A 17,617-nucleotide genomic window follows, 5' to 3' on the forward strand; every position below is an offset into this window, starting at 1 on the left:
CTTTGAGTTCTCCGGGTACGCACACCCGGAGTGCTTGGGAACCCTGGTTTCTATCGAGGATTAGCTCGACTACCCTGTATTAGGTGAGTGAACGGAAGATTCAGCTGCTAGGGCCCATTGAGATCCGGCAGCTCGCCGAGGAATTGGACTTAAACCCCACCAAGAAGCTGGGGCAGAACTTCGTCCATGACCCGAATACGGTCCGCAAGATTGTGAAGGCTGCGGACGTCACGGCCTCGGATACCGTGGTGGAGATCGGCCCGGGCCTGGGGTCGCTGACCCTTGCGCTTCTGGAGACCGGCGCGAGCGTGACCGCGGTGGAGATCGACCCGCGGTTGGCGGAAAGGTTGCCGGCGACTTTGGTCGAGCAGGGGGCGGATGATGCGGATGTCGCCGTGATCCTGAAGGACGCGATGACGGTGACGGTCCAGGATTTTGTTGATTCGGGACGCCCACTTCCCACCGCGCTGGTAGCGAATCTTCCCTACAACGTCTCCGTGCCCGTGCTGTTGCACATGCTGGAGGAATTCCCCACCATCGACCGCGTTTTGGTCATGGTGCAGTTGGAAGTGGCCGACCGTTTGGCCGCGGTGCCTGGCTCCAAGATCTACGGTGTGCCCAGCGTGAAGGCCGGATTCTACGGCTCGGTATCCCGCGCGGCGACCATCGGCAAGAACGTATTCTGGCCTGCCCCGAAGATCGACTCTGGCCTGGTTCGCATTGATCGCTACGCCGATGGGGAGCAGCCGTGGGCGGCAGAGCTACTGGACCGGGAGCAACTGGACCAGGAGCAACTGGACCAGGAGCAGCTGCGCCGCGAGGTCTTTGCCCTGGCAGATGCCGCTTTCCTGCAGCGCCGCAAGACCCTGCGCGCGGCTCTTTCCGGCCACTTCGGCGGTGGACAAGCCGCGGAGCAGGCACTGCGAGACTCCGGAATTGATCCGACGTTGCGCGGGGAGAAGCTGTCCACAGAACAGTTTGTGCAGCTGGCCGTGACCTCGCTGCGGAACGCCCCACGGGGTGCCCAATGAACGTTTCCCATATCTTTGGACCGCCAAAACCCAAGTACCGCTCCGTGACCGCGAGCGCGCACGGGAAGGTGAACCTGCACCTCGGAGTTGGCCCGGCCAGGGAGGACGGGTACCACGAGCTGGACACTATCTTCCAGGCCGTATCGTTGAAAGAGGAAGTCACGGTCGCCCTGCGGGAAGCACAGGGAGCGCAGGATACTGCCGATCCAACACCGTGCACCTGGAGCGTCTCCGGTTTCGACTCGCACCTGGTGCCCCAGGATCCCAGCAACCTGGCGTGGAAGGCCGTCGCCGCCATCCAAGACCTGGCGCGCGACGCGCACGTTGCCTGGGCCGATGAAGGTGTGCACATTCACATTGACAAGGGCATTCCCGTCGCCGGCGGGATGGCCGGGGGGTCGGCGGATGCCGCCGCCGCGCTGATCGCAGCCACGGAGCTTTACTTCCCGGACCCGCGTTCGCCCCGGCGCCCGGACAGTGCGCAGCTGTCGGAGATCGCGGCCGACCTGGGCGCGGACGTTCCCTTCTGCCTGTTGGGCGGCACCGCGCGGGGGACGGGTAAAGGGGAGAACCTGATGCCCGTCATCACCCAGGGCACCTACCACTGGGCCATCGCCACGGATAAGCGCGGCCTGTCCACCCCACAGGTGTTTAAGCAACTAGACCAACAACGTGCCGCCGCCCCGGAGGCCAGCCCCAAGGGCGCCCGGGTGGGAAGCCCGGAGGCGCTCATTACGGCTCTGCGGGCGGGTAACCCGGCGGAAGTAGGGAAGCTGCTGGTCAACGACCTTCAAGCCCCGGCCATTAGCCTGCTGCCGAATCTGCGCGAGACGCTGAAGGCCGCAGAGGAAGCCGGCGCAATCGCCGCGATCGTCTCCGGCTCCGGGCCCACCATCGCCATGCTGTGCGCATCCGCTGACGATGCAGTGGAGGTAGCGACAGCCGTGAGCGTGGCCGGGAAAGCCAGCTCCACGATGACGACGAGTTCCCCGGCTGCGGCTGCGGGCGTCATAAAAAGGGAAGAAGTACGTGAGTAACCTCATCAACCTAGAAAAAGTCTCGAAGAGCTACGGGCTCAAAACCCTGCTCGACGACGTGAGCATCGGTGTGTCCAGCAACGACCGCATCGGCGTGGTCGGGCTGAACGGTGGCGGCAAGTCCACGTTGCTGAACATCCTGAGCCAGCGGGACGAGCCGGATTCCGGGCGCGTGAGCCACAACAACGACCTGCGCATGGCCATGGTCACCCAGGACGTACTGCGCGACGCGCCGGAAGGCATGACCGTCGCCGGGGCGGTGCTGGAACCGCTGGGGCTGCAGGAATACGAGTGGGCGGGCGACCCGAAGGTACGCAGCGTGCTGAACGGGCTGGACATCGCCCGCCTGGGGCTGGATACGCCGGTGCATTCGCTGTCCGGTGGCGAACGCCGCCGAACTGGTCTGGCCGCCGCGCTGGTGCAGGACCTGGACCTGCTGATCCTCGACGAGCCGACCAACCACCTGGACGTCGAGGGCGTGCAGTGGCTGGCCGAACACCTGCTGGGACGCAACACCGCACTGGTTGTGGTCACCCACGACCGCTGGTTCCTAGATACCGTCGCCAACCACACTTGGGAAGTACACGACGGGGCGGTGGACATCTACGAAGGCGGCTACAACGACTGGACCTTCGCCCGCGCAGAGCGTGCCCGGCAGGCGGACGCGGCTGAGCAGCGCCGACAGAACCTCGCGCGCAAAGAACTGGCATGGCTGCGCCGCGGCGCACCCGCACGAACCTCGAAGCCGCGCTACCGCATCGAGGCCGCCGAGTCCCTGATCGCCGACGTGCCGCCCATGCGCAACAAGGTGGAGCTAATGAGCTTCTCCGCCCGCCGCCAGGGCAAGAAGGTCATCGAGCTGGAAGATGCCCGCATCGCCACTCCGGATGGTCGCACGCTGGTGGAGGACCTGACCTGGCGCCTGGGCCCCGGCGAACGCATCGGCCTGGTGGGCGTGAACGGCTCCGGCAAGACCACCCTGCTGCGCACCCTGGCGGGCGAGGCACCGCTGGAGCAGGGGCGCAGGATCGAAGGCAAGACCGTGCGCCTGGGCTGGCTGCGCCAGGAGCTGGACGACCTGGACCCCACGAAGCGCCTGATCGAATCGGTGGAGGACGTCGCCAGCTACGTGACCTTCGGCGACAAGGAAATCAGCGCCTCCCAGCTAGCAGAGCGACTGGGCTTTAGCGCGAAGCGCCAGCGCACACCCATCGGGGACCTGTCGGGTGGTGAAAAGCGCCGCCTGCAGCTGACCCGCGTGCTGATGGCCGAGCCGAACGTGCTGCTGCTAGATGAGCCCACCAACGACCTGGATATCGACACTTTGCAGGAGCTTGAAAGCCTGCTTGACGAATGGCCCGGCACGCTGGTGGTGATCTCCCACGACCGCTACCTGATCGAGCGCATCTGCGATTCCACGTGGGCGCTGTTCGGCGACGGTCAGCTGACCAATCTGCCCGGCGGCATCGAGCAGTACCTCGAGCGCCGAAAGCGGGAGGCCAGCGACGAGGGGCGCAAGAACACTCTGTCCTTCGACGCTGCGGATTCTGGCGCTGTTTCTTCTGGACGCCCCAGCCTCGGCGCCAAGGAAGTCCACGCACTCACCAAGGAAATGAGCGCGCTGGAAAGGAAGATGGCCAAGGTCGAGGCGAAGATCAACTCCATCCACGAGAAGATGAACAAGGCGGCGGAGAAAGCCGCGACCGGCGAGCCCGTCACCGACGAATTGGCCGCGCTGGATAAGGATCTAAAGGCAGCCCAGGAGGAGCACGGCGAGCTGGAGATGAAGTGGCTGGAAATCGGGGAGAAGCTTGAAGATAGCTGATGTTGCCTCCACCGCTGAGGAAGAGATCTCAGAGAGGCTGAGCGCCGCCAGGGATCAGTGGGAAGCCCACGTGGACCCCGGTGGCGTTCTTGTCGGCGCACTGTTGTTCGCGGCTTCGCTGACCCCCTCGTTGCTGCCACGCGATTGGTTGTTCCAGGGCGTGGTCGCGGGCATCTCCGGTGGCACTGGCTATACCGTCGGTGTGTTCCTGCATTGGCTGTGGGAGGCATTCCTACAGAAGTTCTTCGCTGAACCCCTGTGGAAGTGGCGCCGTAAGACAAGGGACTTGGTCGGGCGCGTGCAGGCCAGGGCGGGGCTCGGCGACCGTGGCATGCGGAGGCTAAGCAACGGCCTGGAAGTGGCCTTCGTGGTTATTGTGATTCTGGCGCTGCTGGTGTGGATTTCCTTCGCCGTGCGCTGGCAGCAGGAACTCGCCGGCCTGATGGGTGCGGAGGCTTACACGGCGGGAGAGTTCCTGCTGGTGCTGCCAGTTGGCCTAGGCCTGTGGGCGCTGATCGTGCTGGTGGGCAAGGGGCTGCTCTGGTTGATTGAGGCCCTGGAAGAAGGTCCAGTAGGGCGACGGCTCGGCGGGGTGACCCGCCCCGTATTCGCCTGGTTGGCCGTCGGAATGGCGCTGATTTTCCTGGTGGATACGGTCGTTCCGGGCACCGTCGTGCGTGGTGCCGAACGGGTGTTTTCGGTTCGGGACCAGGAGATTCGGCCGGATCTTAAACAACCTCATGTCCCGGAGCGTTCCGGCAGCCCGCAGTCACCCAACAAGTGGGAGGACCTGGGGGCGTTTGGCACTAGGTTCGTCGGCCTCGGCCTGTACAAGGACGAACTTGAAGCGCTGACCGGTCGCCCCAGCAAAGAGCCCATCCGCGTCTACGCCAGCCTGGAAAACGGAGCGGAGGATACAGATACCGCCCGTGCGGAAAGCGTGGTCGAAGAATTGAAGCGGACGGGCGCGAAGGATCGCAAGGCGTTGCTCGTGGTGCCCGCGACCGGTACCGGATGGGTGAACCCCACGGCAGCCCAGGCCTTTGAGCTGATGTTCGACGGCGATTCCGCCATCGCCTCGGCACAGTACTCGTACTTGCCCAGTGGCGTGCAGTTCATCGCCGACCAGCAGCGCGTGGAAGACGCAGGTGAGGCACTTGTTTCCACGGTTGTGGACTGGTGGCACACCCTGCCGAAGAACCATCGCCCGAAGCTCTACGTCTACGGCGAATCGCTAGGCACTAACGCAGGTAGCGGTGCGTTCTCCGGTGTGCGTGACATCGTCTCTAGTGTGGACGGCCTGTTGTGGGTAGGACCACCGAATTCCAATAAGCTGTGGCACGATCTGGTGGATCGGCGTGACCCTGGCTCGCCGGAGGTATCCGCGGAGTACGCGGGTGGGCTGAACGTTCGCTTCGCGGAGAACACCGATGAGATCTGGCGCTGGCGCCGCGAGGAGGATCTTTCCTCCCGCGCCGGATGGCACAACCCGCGCATTCTGTTCTTGCAGCACCCCTCGGATCCGGTGGTGTGGTGGTCGCCGTCGCTGATCGCCAGGGAACCGGATTGGCTGAAGGAACCGGCGGGCTTCGACCGCTCGCCGTCGATGTCTTGGATTCCTTTCGTCACTTTCTGGCAGGTCACGATGGACCTTCCGGTTGCAGCTAACGTGCCGAATGGCCACGGGCACAACTACGGCAACGGCGTGCTGGACGCGATGCTGGCGATGGTCGGTGGGGCGGACTTTAACCCGCGCCGCGCCGCGGAGCTCCGCGGGCAGTTGGATGAGGCGATGTTGACCCAGGGACCGGAGAAGGAAGTCGGCGTGGACAACAGCAAGAACAGCGGCTAGGTCGCGCCCTCACCAGGGACAAGTGGTGCAGCCTGACCAGGGGAGAAGGGGCGCTGGCTGCTAACGCGCCGGTGGGGCGCGTACTGTGGAGAATCATGATTTTGATCAACGTAAAGTACAAGGTTCGCCCCGAGTTCGCCGACACCTTCCTGCAGGAGGTCTCCTGGTTCACGGAAGGCACCCGTGCGGAGGAAGGCAACATCTTCTTCGACTGGTTCCGCGATCCCGAGAACTTCAACGAGTTCCTGTTGATCGAAGCTTTCCAGGACGATGCCGATGTCGCACACGTCGAGTCCGAGCACTTCAAGCGCGCCTGCGACGAGATGCCGAAGTACCTGCTGGAGACCCCGGAGATCATCAACACGAAGATCCCGGGCAAGACCGAGTGGGATCGCATGGCCGAGTTCCGCGTCGAGGACAACTAGAAACTAACCACTAACAACGAACCCAGTACCCAAGTAACCAGCATGACCGTCAGCGTCTTCGACCTCTTTCAGATCGGCGTAGGCCCGTCGTCCTCGCATACCGTCGGACCGATGCGCGCGGGACTGTCCTTCGCGCAGCGGGTCAAGGCTCTTGTGGGTGTGGACGCCACGTCTCCCCGCGCTGCCGACTCAGCCCAAGGCGAGCGGCTGCACCCGCTGGGATCTGACAAGCTGGCAGACGTGGTGAGCCTGCCCGATGAGGGCGAACACGGGCTAAGCATCAGCATTATCCTTTATGGCTCGCTGGCAGCTACCGGCGCTGGTCACGGCACACTGGGGGCTTGCCTGCTGGGCTTGGACGGTGCCGACCCGGCGCAGGTGGATCCGGACTATATGCAGTCCCGGCTGGAAGAGATTCGCCAGACCCGCACCATTTATCTGGCGGGGGATAAGAACCTGCCCGTCACCTGTGGTTTCGAGGACATCGTGCTGCGCCCGACGGTGCGCCGCTCGATTCACACGAATGCCTTGACATTCGTGGTCAGTGGCCTGACCAGCCCCGAGCAGCCCGCCACGGCTGAGCCACTGAAACAGACCTACTATTCCATCGGCGGTGGCTTCATCCGCACCGAGGAGGAAGTCCCGACCCTGGACGAGCTCAGCGGGGCGTGGCTGTTCGAGTCCGGCGACAAGCTGATCTCCCTAGCCGAGCACGCGGGCATCAGCCTGGGGGAGGTGCAGCGGCGCTGCGAACAATCGCTGCGCACCGATGAACAGATTGATGCGAACCTGGACGCTATTGCCCAGGCTATGCAGGATTGCGCCAAGCGTGGCGTGACCTTTGCTGGAGTGCTGCCGGGTTCTCTGATGGTTCGCCGTCGCGCCAAGCGCTGGTACGACCAGTTGATGGACGAAGATCCGCACCGCACCGCGGAGTTTTCCGAGGATTGGGTGAACCTGGTCGCCCTGGCGGTGAACGAGGAGAACGCGGCCGGTGGGCGAGTGGTCACCGCGCCGACGAACGGTGCCGCGGGCATCATCCCCGCCGTGATGTTCTATGCACGCGAGTTCACGCCCGCGGGCAAGGAGAACCCCTTCCAGGTGAACCGGCGCTTCCTACTGGCCGCGGGTGCGATTGGCTCGCTGTACAAGGAGCGCGCCAGCATCTCCGGTGCGGAGGTCGGGTGCCAGGGAGAGGTCGGCTCGGCAGCCTCCATGGCTGCGGCCGGGCTGGCGGAGATCCTCGGCGGTTCGCCACGTCAGGTGGCCAATGCTGCGGAGATTGCAATGGAGCATTCTTTGGGGCTTACCTGCGACCCCATCGGCGGGCTGGTGCAGATCCCTTGTATCGAAAGAAATGCCATCAGTGCAGGTAAGGCTATCAACGCGGCCAAGATGGCTATGCGCGGTGACGGGGATCATCACGTCACCCTCGACGAGGTTATCGAGACGATGCGCCAGACCGGCAAGGATATGTCAGAGAAGTACAAGGAAACGGCCGGTGGAGGACTGGCCACGAACGTTTCCGTGAATATCCCCGAATGTTAAGCCGTCTCCGTGGCCGTCGGCGCTTCGCCTTTGTCGCGATATAGCGCCAGGTGAATCGCCATCACCGCCAGGGCGAGGAGGGTCCACCACAGGTAGGCGTTGCCCAGGATTACCTGCCAGGCGTTCCACTCCAACTCGCGCTGCTCCTGGAAAGGAACAAAAGCGGAGGGCTCGAAGGCGAAGGCGGCGAAGCCCAGCACTACCAGTCCCGTCCACAGCCAACGCGGCGTGGCCAGCGGGGACGTGGGGTTGGCTACCGCATAGCTGGCCAACGCCACCAGCAGCACTGGGGCCCACGACCAGTGGTGGTTCCAGGAAATCGGGCTGGCCAGCAGGGCGAAGAGTGAATTGACGCACAACGCGACGATGGGAGCCTGTGCCTGCAGTAGCTTGAACATGACGAACGCGACGATCACCAGCGAGGCGCACACTAGCAGCACCCACAGCAGGCTGGAGGAGTCCGCCGTTCGCAGTCCGAAACGGTAGAGCAGACCGTTGAGGCTCTGGTTCAGGGCGTATTCATGGTTGCCGATGCGGCTGGAATCGCGCAGCGTGTGGGTCCAATACTCCAGAGAATCCCGCGGCAGGATCAGCCACGCCAAAGCTGTAGTGCCCAGCGTGCCCGCGCCCATGCGCAGGATGGAACCCCAGTCCTTGCGCAGAAGGAACCACAGGCCGAACACTGCGGGCGTCAATTTGATAGCAACCGCAGCACCCGTCAACAGGCCACGAAAACGGCGAGGAACGACCAGCGCATCTGCGAAGACCATGCCCATCAGCAACACGTTGATCTGCCCATAAGCCAGGCTGGTGTGGATTGGGCTCAGGTGGATCAGCACGACGGCCAGCGCCACCGCGATCCACCCGGCAGATGTGCGATCCAGGCGCGCCGCCACGTGCAGGGTGTGGGCGAAAACCCACCAGGTAATTGCGACCGTGGCGGCAATCAAAAGGATCGCCGAAAGGTCATAGGGCAGAACCGCCAGAGGCGTGAAGAGAAGCGCCGAAATCGGGGGATAGGTAAACGGCAGGTACGTATCGCCGATGATGTGGAAGTGGCCGCTGTAGAGCTCCTGGCCGTCCAGGACGCGTTGGGCTCCCACCCGATAGACATCCAGATCCAGGTGGTAGTGGAAGCCGCGGGTGTTGATCACCTTCGGCAAGACGGACAGCACCGCGAGCACGCTAAGCATGATCTTAACCGGAAGGCTGATCGACAGGTGCCTAAAGTTCTCCATCCGCGTTGAAGCGGCTCCCTTTGTCTGCATAAAGGCTAATTATTGCACCTTTCGTGGCGCGAGTTGCGCCCAGGTTCGGCAACGTGGGGAGGGGAAAACACATTAGGCGTTTGGCCTGCGAAGAACTAAAGTAAGAAAGATGAACAACGCACTACCCAAGCTGGACAAAAAGGCCTACGAAAAGGAGCTTAAGCGGCTCCAGGCGGAACTCGTCGAAATGCAGCAGTGGGTGGTGGAAACAGGTGCGCGTATCGTCATCGTGATGGAGGGGCGCGATGCTGCTGGTAAGGGTTCCGCCATCAAGCGCATCACCCAGTACCTCAGCCCGCGCGTGTGCCGGATCGAGGCACTGCCGGCGCCGAGCTCGCGCGAGCAGGGCCAGTGGTATTTCCAGCGTTACATTGAGAAGCTGCCGACGGCCGGAGAGATCGTCATTTTCGACCGCTCCTGGTACAACCGTGCCGGTGTGGAGCGCGTGATGGGCTTCTGCACCACCCAGGAATACCGCCGCTTCCTGCACCAGGCACCGATCTTCGAGCGCCTGCTGGTGGAGGACGGCATTATCCTGCGCAAGTACTGGTTCTCCGTTTCTGACGAAGAGCAGATCCGCCGCTTCCAGTCCCGCCAGTCCGATCCGCTGCGCCAGTGGAAGTTGTCCCCGATGGACTTGCAGTCCATCACGCGCTGGGAGGACTACTCGCGCGCGAAGGACGAAATGTTTGTGCACACCGACATTCCTTCCGCACCGTGGTACACGGTGGAGTCCGAGGACAAGAAGCGTTCCCGCATCAATGTGATCAACCACCTGCTGAACACGATCCCGTGGGAATACGTGGAAAAGAGCGTGCCGAAGATCCCGGAGCGCCCGGAATCCGAATCGACCTACGAGCGCCCGCCGCGCACCCAGTTCCGCTACGTGCCTGACGTGGCCAAGGCTTTGGAGAAGGCGGCTGTGAAGCAGGCCGAGGACTCTGACTCTCAGGAAGCAAAGAAGGCTGAGAAGTCCGACAAGGCCGACAAGGCCGAAAAGTCTGAGAAGGACAAGAAGTCTGGGGACAAGAAGGCTGGAGACAAGAAGTCCGCAAAGGAAAAGTCCAAGAAAAAGAAGGACAAGAAGTCCAAGAAGTCCTCTAAAAAGTCGAAGTAAGCCCAAAGGGGCAGCGAAAACTGCTGTCCGGCTGCGGTGGGTCGGGGTTCCTGCAATTATGGTTGCATGGCCGACAAGAGAAGGAAGCACCCGACCTACGACCCGGACGCCGAGGTAACCACCGTCGTCGCCGGTCATATCGGAGTGATTGAGCTAAACCGCCCGAAAGCTCTGAATTCCTTAAGCGTAGAGATGATTCGCCTTATCCGCGAAGCCATCGACAAGTGGGCGGATGACGATTGGATTCAGTTCATCGTCCTTAAGTCCTCCTCTGAAAAGGCTTTTTGCGCGGGCGGCGACGTTCGCTATGTGCGAATGCGCGACAAGAAGCGCATGTACCGCTTCGGGGATTCCTTCTTCGAGGAAGAGTACGACCTCAACGAGCGACTCTCCCAGGTAAACAAACCCGTCATCGCGTTGCTGGAGGGCATCGTCATGGGCGGCGGCATGGGTATTTCAATGCACGGTTCGCACCGTGTGGTTACCCCGCGGACGCTCGGTGCGATGCCCGAGGCCGCCATTGGCTTCGTGCCCGATGTCGGAATGTCTTATCGTCTGACCCACCTGGATGTGTCGCCTGCGGTGGGGCTTTTTATTGCCACGACGGGCTGGAGGCTTAGCCCCGCCGACATGCTGTACACGGGGCTCGGCACGAACTTGGTTGCGGACGTGAATAAGTTCGAATCCGACTTGCACTCCGGTGATTTGCCGGAAGCCCTGCGTAGTAATGCGCTAGATCCGCAAGCGCTGCAGGAACCAACCTCCATCTTGCAGAAGCACCACGAATGGATTGAACAGACCTTTGCCGACGGCGATTGGGGCGCGATCGAGGCCCGGATCGTTGAGGCTGTAGATGCTAGTTCTTCTATTGGGGACGCCGAGCTGACCCAGTTTATAACCAAGGTGGCCGAATCCTTGCAGGGGGCCAGCCCGGAGAGCCTGGTGGCGACGGTTGAACTGTTCCGACGCGCGGAACGCGCGACCCTTCGCGAGGCTCTGGACATGGAGTACAAGGTCGGTTCTGAGCTGCGACGCGGCAAGAACTTCATCGAAGGCGTGCGCGCGGTGCTGGAGCACAAGGACCACAACGCGCAATTTGATCCCGCAACCACCGACCAGGTTGATGTGCAGAAGTGGCGGGAGCTGCTGGCTTAGCTGGTCGCAGTGTTCCCCTCGCGGCGCTGCACGCGTAGCCAGACGATGAATCCCCACATGACGAACGCGCCGTAAATGAGGTAAAGCGCGGCGGAGGGGTAGTAGCCAGCTGTGAGCAGTAGCGGTACGCCGACGATGTCCACCCCGATCCAGATCAGCCAGAACTCTGTCCAGCCGCGAGCCATGCCGAAGGTCGCCAGGATGGAACCGGTGAAGATCCAGGCATCTGCCCACGGTCCCCACGAACCGAGTGCGTCGAAGATGAGCGCGAAAACGACGGTGCCGGCGATCGCGAAGGCCAGCATTCCTAGGCGCGCCTTGGCGCTGGCCCAGCTGGGCTGAACGGCGGCGCTATCGGCCGCGGGTTCGCTGACGATGGAGCGCGAAGGGTCGGTGTTGTCAGGTTCGCGCATGCCGGCGGTGCGCGCGCGGTTCCACTTGTACCAGCCGTACAGCGAAACGATGAGGAACATCACCTGGCGACCGGCCTGGCCGTAGAGGTCCAGATCCTGCGGGGTGTGGAACAGGCCGCCCATGAATACGGTGAACAGCAGCATGTTGCCGACGATGCCCACGGGCCACGCCCAGACAACGCGCTTCATACCGCCGACGGCGGATGCTAGACCGAATGCGTTGCCGACGATTTCTCGCCACAGGATCGGGTAGCCGCCGATGATCAGCGTTGCATTCAGAAGCGTTGAGAAAATTCCTTCGGATTCCACACCGACCATCTTTCCCCATCAATCCGCGGGGCGGAAAACCGGGGTGCCAGAGCGCCTGCGGGCACCAGTGCCCTAGGGGATGGGGGAGCCTAGCCGCGGTCCACGCTGGCCAGCATGTCGAAGGCGCGGTCGTAGAGTTCCCGCGGGGTGGAGCCAGCAGATAGCCTATCGTCCACGGCCGCCTCCATGGCACGCAGTGCAATGCTGAAGGATACGTCCAGCAGTAGGAAGGCATCGAAGGGGGTGAGGGCAGGGTCGATTTCGCAGATCGCGGTTGTGCCCGGTTGAGTGAGGGAGGGCAGATCTACCTCGAGGCTCTCCCCACTACTGTTCTTCTGCGGGTGCTCCAGCATGATGAGCAGCGGCTTGAACTTGCGGATGTCCGGCACTGTTGGGTCGAGGATTTCCCCTTCAGGGCTCTGTGGTGGGTAGCAGTAGGTCCACATCGTGTCGCGGAGGATGTCCGCAGTCCGCCCCGTGGGGTGGTCAGCGGCGATGTCGTGTAGGTGCTGCGCAAAGTTCTCAAAAACATCGTGCAGGTAGTAGGCGAAGACGTCATCCCGGCGTTCGAAGTAGTTGTGAAAGGTACGGGGCGACACACCTGCTTGCTTGGTGATGGCATGGACTGTCGCTGCTTCCGGCCCGTCGTTGATGAAGAGGTCGACGGCAGCATCGATCAGGCTTCGCTTAGTGAGGGCTTTCTTTTCTTCGCGCCGAGATGCAGAGGGTTCGGGAATGCTCGAACTCGAGGACATGGGGGACCTTTCAGTAATTCTTGTACGTTACACTAACCTAGCTCTGAAAGGCCGTTTGCCAATAAGTGAAAAGCGTTCCTCACATCACTATCTGTAGACGGGGATCCGTCCTGTTCGAGTGCGGTGAAAATGCCGGGGACGAGCATGATTGTTTGAACGACAAGGAGCGCATTCGGGGTGCTCAGTTCCTTCCCCTCTCGATAGCTATAGTCCTGTAATGCCTGCACAAGAGGGGAGAAAAACTCTAGACTGCTGTGGAACCTACGGTCATTATCTCCGAACAATTCCGCCCGCAGATGGGGTGGAGTGCCATGTAGGTGATCGGCAATGCGCGACAGCGATTCGATGCTAGTGGGGCTTGCAGCTGGTCGATTATAAAAGCTGATTGCAATATCTTCGGCGATCGATATCAACTTTTTGCCAGGTTCTGCAAGATTCACCATGTCAACCATTTCGTCAAGAAACTGGTTGATCATGTGCAACAATGCTGCCTCACGATGTGGGAAGTAATTGTGAAATGTGCGCGTTGATATATTCGCCTTTTCTGCGATCCGGGCGATTGTTGTGCCTTCTGTCCCCTCATTTACCAATAGGTCGACGGTGGCGTAAGCAATGCGCGTACGCGTCGCGGCCTTCTTGCGGTCCCGTAGACCGGAGGTGCTCATGCCTTGCATTGTGACGCCCCTACTTCCCATCCTCTAGCGCCTCCGCAGGGCGCCCATCGTCCTCTTGGTTGGCGTGATCGTTCTTCGCTCCTGCTTCCAGGCCGACCAGGCTTTCGCCTTCGACATCGACAGCGGGGATGATCTTGCCCAGCCACGTGGGGAACTTCCACGCGTGCTCGTCGAGAAGGAACATCGTCGCTGGAATAAAGGTCATGCGGACGACGAAGGCGTCAAAAAATACGGCGGTGGCCAAGGCAAAGCCCATAACCTTAATAAACGGCTCGTCGGCCATGATGAACGCGGCGAAGACCGAGATCATGATCAGCGCGGCGGCTGTGACTACACGCGCACCGTGCTTAAAGCCGTTGGCCGTGGCGTTGCCGGCGGTCTTGCCGTGCGCCCAGCCTTCGCGCATGCGGGTGACAAGGAAGACCTGGTAGTCCATGGCCAGGCCGAAGACGATACCGATCAGCATGATGGGGAGGAAGGAAATGATCGGCTGCGGATCGTCGATGATTCCGCCGAAGCCTTCCTGCCACAGTGCAACGGTGACGCCGAACGTGGCGGCGACGGACAGGCCGAAGCCGAGCGCGGCGATTAGCGGTACCCAGATGGAACGGAACACCACCATCAGCAGGATGAACGCCAGCACCAGCACAATGGCGATGTAGGGGATGAGGACGTCCGACAGGCGCTGGGAGATGTCCTCGTACATGGGCGTTACACCGGTGATGGCGTAGCTGGCGCCGGTCTTGTCGGTGTAACCGGCTTCCGCGGCGCGCATCTGCTCTAGCACGTCGGCCGCGCGGGCATCCGTTGCTCCGTAGGACGGGGTGATGAGCACCTGGGCTGCGGTGCCCAAGTCGGCGGGATTGTGCGGATCTCCGTTGGTCTGAACAATCTGCGCGTTGTCTACGCCGTCGGTGCCCTGGAGCGCGGCCACTGCCTCTTGTGCGGCGGCGGCCTTCTGCTTTTCGTCGAGGCTGCCGTATTCGACGAGGGCGACCATTGGTGCATTGCGGCCGGCGCCGAAGCCCTCTTCGGTCATTTCGTACGCCACTCGGTTCGGCGTGCCCTTAGCCATGGATCCATCGGAAGGCATGGCCAGGCGCAGGTTCATGGCGGGGATGGCCAAAAGAACCAGCAGAACCGCAGAGGCGATCAGCCACAGTGCGGGCTTCTTGCGGATCATACGTACCCATTTCAGGCCCATGGTCGGCTTGTCGTTCTCCGGGTCCGGTGCCTTGACGATCGGGGCGCGGCCAGCGAAGACCTTCGTGCCGATGAGACCCATGATGGCGGGAAGCAGGGTGATCGCGACGATAACGGCGATGGCCACTGTCAGCGCGGCGGCCAGCGCCATGGCGGTAAGGAAAGGAATGTTGATGATCGACAGCGCGGCCAGTGCGATCAGCACCGTAAGGCCAGCGAATACCACGGCGGAACCGGCCTTGCCGACGGCCAGCCCAGCCAGATGTGCCCGCTCCTTGGCGGGAATGGTCTTGAACTTCTGCTGCAGCTCCTTCGGTTCCAGATCCTGCCCGTTCACATGGGCGATCAGTTCACTGCGGAAGCGGGAGAGGATAAACAGCGCGTAGTCGATGCCCACGGCCAGGCCGATCATGGAAGCCAGGGTCGGGGTCATGGAGTTAATGCTGTCGGTGATGGAGGTCGCGGCCATGACGATACCGATGCCGGTACCCACTCCGATCACCGCGGAGAGTAGCGGAAGACCGGCGGCGACGAGGCTGCCGAAGGTGACGATCAGCACGACGGCGGCGACGGCAAGGCCGATGATTTCGGAGGCCATGCTCATCTCCGGCTGCTGGAATGCGTTACCGGACCAGCCGACCTGGAGGTTGCCCTCGTTGTCCTTGACCACCTCCTCGAACTTCTTCACATCCTCGGCGGGGACGTCGGCGGCGGTCTCCGCGTCGAAGGAGACCTCGATGATGCCGGTGCGCTTGTCGGGGCTCAGAGGGCTCAAGGCAGCAATGTCGGAGGCAACCTGTTCCTTCGGCATGCCCTGCTTCTGCTTCATCGGAGCCATCTGCTGGTGCATATTTTCGCTGGCTAGGACAGGGGAGACTAGCTTTTCCTTGTCCTGCAGGAAGTCCAGCTTCTGCAGCGCCTGCAGAATGTCCTCGGTCGACTGAGCTGCCTCGCCCTCCGCGAGGTTCTGCCCCTCGGGGGCTTGGATGACTAGCTTGCCCTTGGCGGCCTCTAGCGCATCGGCATCCTCACCATTGGGGAAGAGCTCCTTGATCCTTTCCTGGGTTTCGATGGATTCCAACCCAGGGATCGTGAAGGACTGGGAGGTTGGTTTCGTTAGCAGTGCAGAGGCGGTGCCCACGCCGACCAGCACTATGAGCCAGACGGCGAGGAAACGCCACTTGTGGAAGTACGCGGAACGACCGACGCGATACAGAAATTTAGCCATGCACAAAATATTGCACAGATAGTGAATTGTTGCCAACCCTGTGCAATATTTTTCTGGCTGAGCCGGAAGGCTGGCCTACTAGTTTGGCCCAGAAGTCTGCCCGAGAAATCAGGCCGGACTAGTCGGCGACCAGCGTCTCCATCGTCAGCTCCGGATGCTCCTTCTCCACGAAAGCCAGCTTCCACTTGTCGCCGAACAGGGCGATCAGTTCCCCATCGGAGCGGGTGAAAATCTCCACGCCTCGCTGCTTGGCCAGCACCGGCGCGGATTCGGCGTCGGTACGACGGGCGACAGAGTAGGGTACAGGGTCGGCCACGGTCTCCACGTTGTACTCAACGTCCATGCGCGCCTGCATAACCTCGAACTGCATGGGGCCAACGGCGGCCATGACCGGGTTAGCGTCACCGCGCGCATCGTTGCGCAGGATCTGCACAACGCCTTCGGAATCCAGTTGCTCGAGGGCCTTGCGGAACTGCTTGTACTTGCCCAGGGACTTGGCGCGCAGCGTGCGGAAATGCTCCGGCGCGAACTGCGGCATGGGCGGGAACTGCACCTTTTTGCCGCTGTAGATCGTGTCGCCGGGCGCTAGCGAGCCCGCGTTCACCAGGCCCACGATATCGCCGGGGTACGCGGCCTCCACAGTCGAGCGGGTGCGGCCGAACACAGTCAGGGCGTACTTCGTAGAGAAAGACCGGCCCGACTGGGCGTGCGTGACCTGCATGCCACGTTCGAACACGCCGGAGACCACGCGCATGAAGGCCAGCGAGTCGCGGTGATTGCGGTCCATGCCCGCCTGTACCTTAAACACCACGCCGGAAAACTCGTCACTCGGATCGCGGTGCTCGTCCACGGCAACGGAGTTGCCACCCGCGGTGGCCTCCACGACCTTCGGATCTGAATCGCGTCCAGCCGGTGCGGGGGCAAGCGCGCACAGCGTATCCAGGATCTGGTGTACGCCGAAGTTCAGCATCGCGGAGGCGAAGATCAGAGGGGAAGTGGTGCATTCCAGGAAGAGATCCTGGTCGTGCAAAGCGCCATCCGCGGCCAGCAGCTCGACTTCTTCCGCGGCCGTGTCCCAGACATCGGCTTCCCGCTCGGCGGCCTGCTCCGGGGTGTAGTGCTCCTCCGGCGCGATGGTCGAGCCACCGGCGGTGCGCAGGAAGTGAATGTACTCCTCAGCTTCGCCATCGTCGTTGATGCGCGCCAGACCGCGGAAGTCGCCAGCCTCACCGACGGGCCAGAAAAGGGGAGTGGGCTGCAGCTGGATCTCGTTGACGATCTCATCCACCAGCTCCAGCGGGCTCCGCCCAGGACGGTCCCACTTGTTCACCACTGTCACGATCGGCAGACCGCGGGCCTTACACACCCGGAACAGCTTCAGCGTCTGAGGCTCCAGGCCCTTCGCCCCGTCTATCAGCATCACCGCGGCGTCCACAGCAGAAAGAACTCGGTAGGTATCCTCCGAGAAGTCGGCGTGACCCGGGGTGTCTACCAGGTTGATCATGTACGGCTCGCCCTCGTGGCCCTCCGGGGCGTATTCGAACTGCAGGGCGGAGGAGGCGATGGAGATGCCGCGGTCCTTCTCCATATCCATCCAGTCAGAGACGGTGGACTTACGCCCCGCCTTTCCGTGGACCGCACCGGCTTCCTTAATCATGTGTGCGTGCAGGGCAAGAGCCTCGGTGAGGGTGGACTTACCAGCGTCCGGGTGGGCGATAACGGCGAATGTGCGGCGGCGGTTGGCCTCAGTAGCAGTAGAGCTCATAATGCATCAAGC

General features: G+C 62.2%; 14 protein-coding genes. 8 read left to right on the forward strand and 6 right to left on the reverse strand.

Features of this window, described 5'->3' with window-relative positions; translation table 11 throughout:
- Nucleotides 1–83 precede the first annotated feature (83 nt).
- The 6 genes from rsmA (at nt 84) to CRD15_RS06475 (ending at nt 7,718) form a co-directional block, all read left to right on the forward strand.
- A complete protein-coding gene (gene rsmA, locus CRD15_RS06450) occupies nt 84–1,031 on the forward strand; it encodes a 16S rRNA (adenine(1518)-N(6)/adenine(1519)-N(6))-dimethyltransferase RsmA (RefSeq protein ID WP_035008489.1) in 948 nt (315 codons plus the stop codon).
- Nucleotides 1,028–2,068, forward strand: coding sequence for a 4-(cytidine 5'-diphospho)-2-C-methyl-D-erythritol kinase (locus CRD15_RS06455; protein WP_187402187.1), 1,041 nt, complete (start codon nt 1,028–1,030; stop codon nt 2,066–2,068). Before rsmA ends, CRD15_RS06455 begins: the two co-directional genes overlap by 4 nt.
- Nucleotides 2,061–3,893 carry an ABC-F family ATP-binding cassette domain-containing protein gene (locus tag CRD15_RS06460; protein ID WP_034979432.1) on the forward strand — a complete coding sequence of 611 codons (1,833 nt, stop codon included), beginning with the start codon at nt 2,061–2,063 and terminating at the stop codon, nt 3,891–3,893. Before CRD15_RS06455 ends, CRD15_RS06460 begins: the two co-directional genes overlap by 8 nt.
- Nucleotides 3,880–5,745 carry an alpha/beta-hydrolase family protein gene (locus CRD15_RS06465; RefSeq protein ID WP_034979429.1) on the forward strand — a complete coding sequence of 622 codons (1,866 nt, stop codon included), beginning with the start codon at nt 3,880–3,882 and terminating at the stop codon, nt 5,743–5,745. Before CRD15_RS06460 ends, CRD15_RS06465 begins: the two co-directional genes overlap by 14 nt.
- 95 nt (nt 5,746–5,840) lie before the next feature.
- A complete protein-coding gene (locus CRD15_RS06470; protein ID WP_034979426.1) occupies nt 5,841–6,170 on the forward strand; it encodes a putative quinol monooxygenase in 330 nt (109 codons plus the stop codon).
- 42 nt (nt 6,171–6,212) lie between these two features.
- Nucleotides 6,213–7,718, forward strand: coding sequence for an L-serine ammonia-lyase (locus tag CRD15_RS06475; RefSeq protein ID WP_187402188.1), 1,506 nt, complete (start codon nt 6,213–6,215; stop codon nt 7,716–7,718).
- Here CRD15_RS06475 and CRD15_RS06480 read toward each other — a convergent pair.
- Nucleotides 7,715–8,986, reverse strand: coding sequence for a glycosyltransferase 87 family protein (locus CRD15_RS06480; RefSeq protein ID WP_187402189.1), 1,272 nt, complete (start codon nt 8,984–8,986; stop codon nt 7,715–7,717). The two genes, CRD15_RS06475 and CRD15_RS06480, sit on opposite strands and share 4 nt — an antisense overlap.
- A gap of 109 nt (nt 8,987–9,095) precedes the next feature.
- Here CRD15_RS06480 and ppk2 point away from each other — a divergent pair, with 109 nt between their 5' ends.
- Nucleotides 9,096–10,103, forward strand: a complete 1,008-nt coding sequence (gene ppk2 / locus CRD15_RS06485) for a polyphosphate kinase 2 (protein ID WP_187402190.1) — start codon at nt 9,096–9,098, stop codon at nt 10,101–10,103.
- Nucleotides 10,104–10,169: 66 nt separating this feature from the next.
- Nucleotides 10,170–11,258: a 3-hydroxyisobutyryl-CoA hydrolase gene (locus CRD15_RS06490; RefSeq protein WP_187402191.1), complete on the forward strand. Its 1,089-nt coding sequence runs from the start codon at nt 10,170–10,172 to the stop codon at nt 11,256–11,258.
- On the opposite strand, the gene CRD15_RS06495 is transcribed toward CRD15_RS06490, so the two are convergent.
- The 5 genes from CRD15_RS06495 to CRD15_RS06515 all read right to left on the reverse strand — a co-directional run bounded on the left by CRD15_RS06495 (nt 11,255) and on the right by CRD15_RS06515 (nt 17,605).
- Nucleotides 11,255–11,989, reverse strand: coding sequence for a nicotinamide riboside transporter PnuC (locus CRD15_RS06495; protein ID WP_034972276.1), 735 nt, complete (start codon nt 11,987–11,989; stop codon nt 11,255–11,257). The two genes, CRD15_RS06490 and CRD15_RS06495, sit on opposite strands and share 4 nt — an antisense overlap.
- Nucleotides 11,990–12,069: 80 nt before the next feature.
- A complete protein-coding gene (locus CRD15_RS06500; RefSeq protein ID WP_187402192.1) occupies nt 12,070–12,735 on the reverse strand; it encodes a TetR/AcrR family transcriptional regulator in 666 nt (221 codons plus the stop codon).
- A gap of 32 nt (nt 12,736–12,767) precedes the next feature.
- Nucleotides 12,768–13,400: a TetR/AcrR family transcriptional regulator gene (locus CRD15_RS06505; RefSeq protein WP_255463775.1), complete on the reverse strand. Its 633-nt coding sequence runs from the start codon at nt 13,398–13,400 to the stop codon at nt 12,768–12,770.
- A gap of 19 nt (nt 13,401–13,419) precedes the next feature.
- Nucleotides 13,420–15,840: an MMPL family transporter gene (locus tag CRD15_RS06510; RefSeq protein WP_187402194.1), complete on the reverse strand. Its 2,421-nt coding sequence runs from the start codon at nt 15,838–15,840 to the stop codon at nt 13,420–13,422.
- 118 nt (nt 15,841–15,958) lie between these two features.
- Complete coding sequence (locus CRD15_RS06515; protein ID WP_187402195.1) at nt 15,959–17,605, reverse strand: peptide chain release factor 3; 1,647 nt, start codon at nt 17,603–17,605, stop codon at nt 15,959–15,961.
- Between the last annotated feature and the right edge of the window lie 12 nt (nt 17,606–17,617).

The sequence above is a fragment of the Corynebacterium sp. LK28 genome (genome assembly GCF_014335105.1).
In the GTDB taxonomy this organism is placed as follows: Bacteria; Actinomycetota; Actinomycetes; order Mycobacteriales; family Mycobacteriaceae; genus Corynebacterium; species Corynebacterium macclintockiae.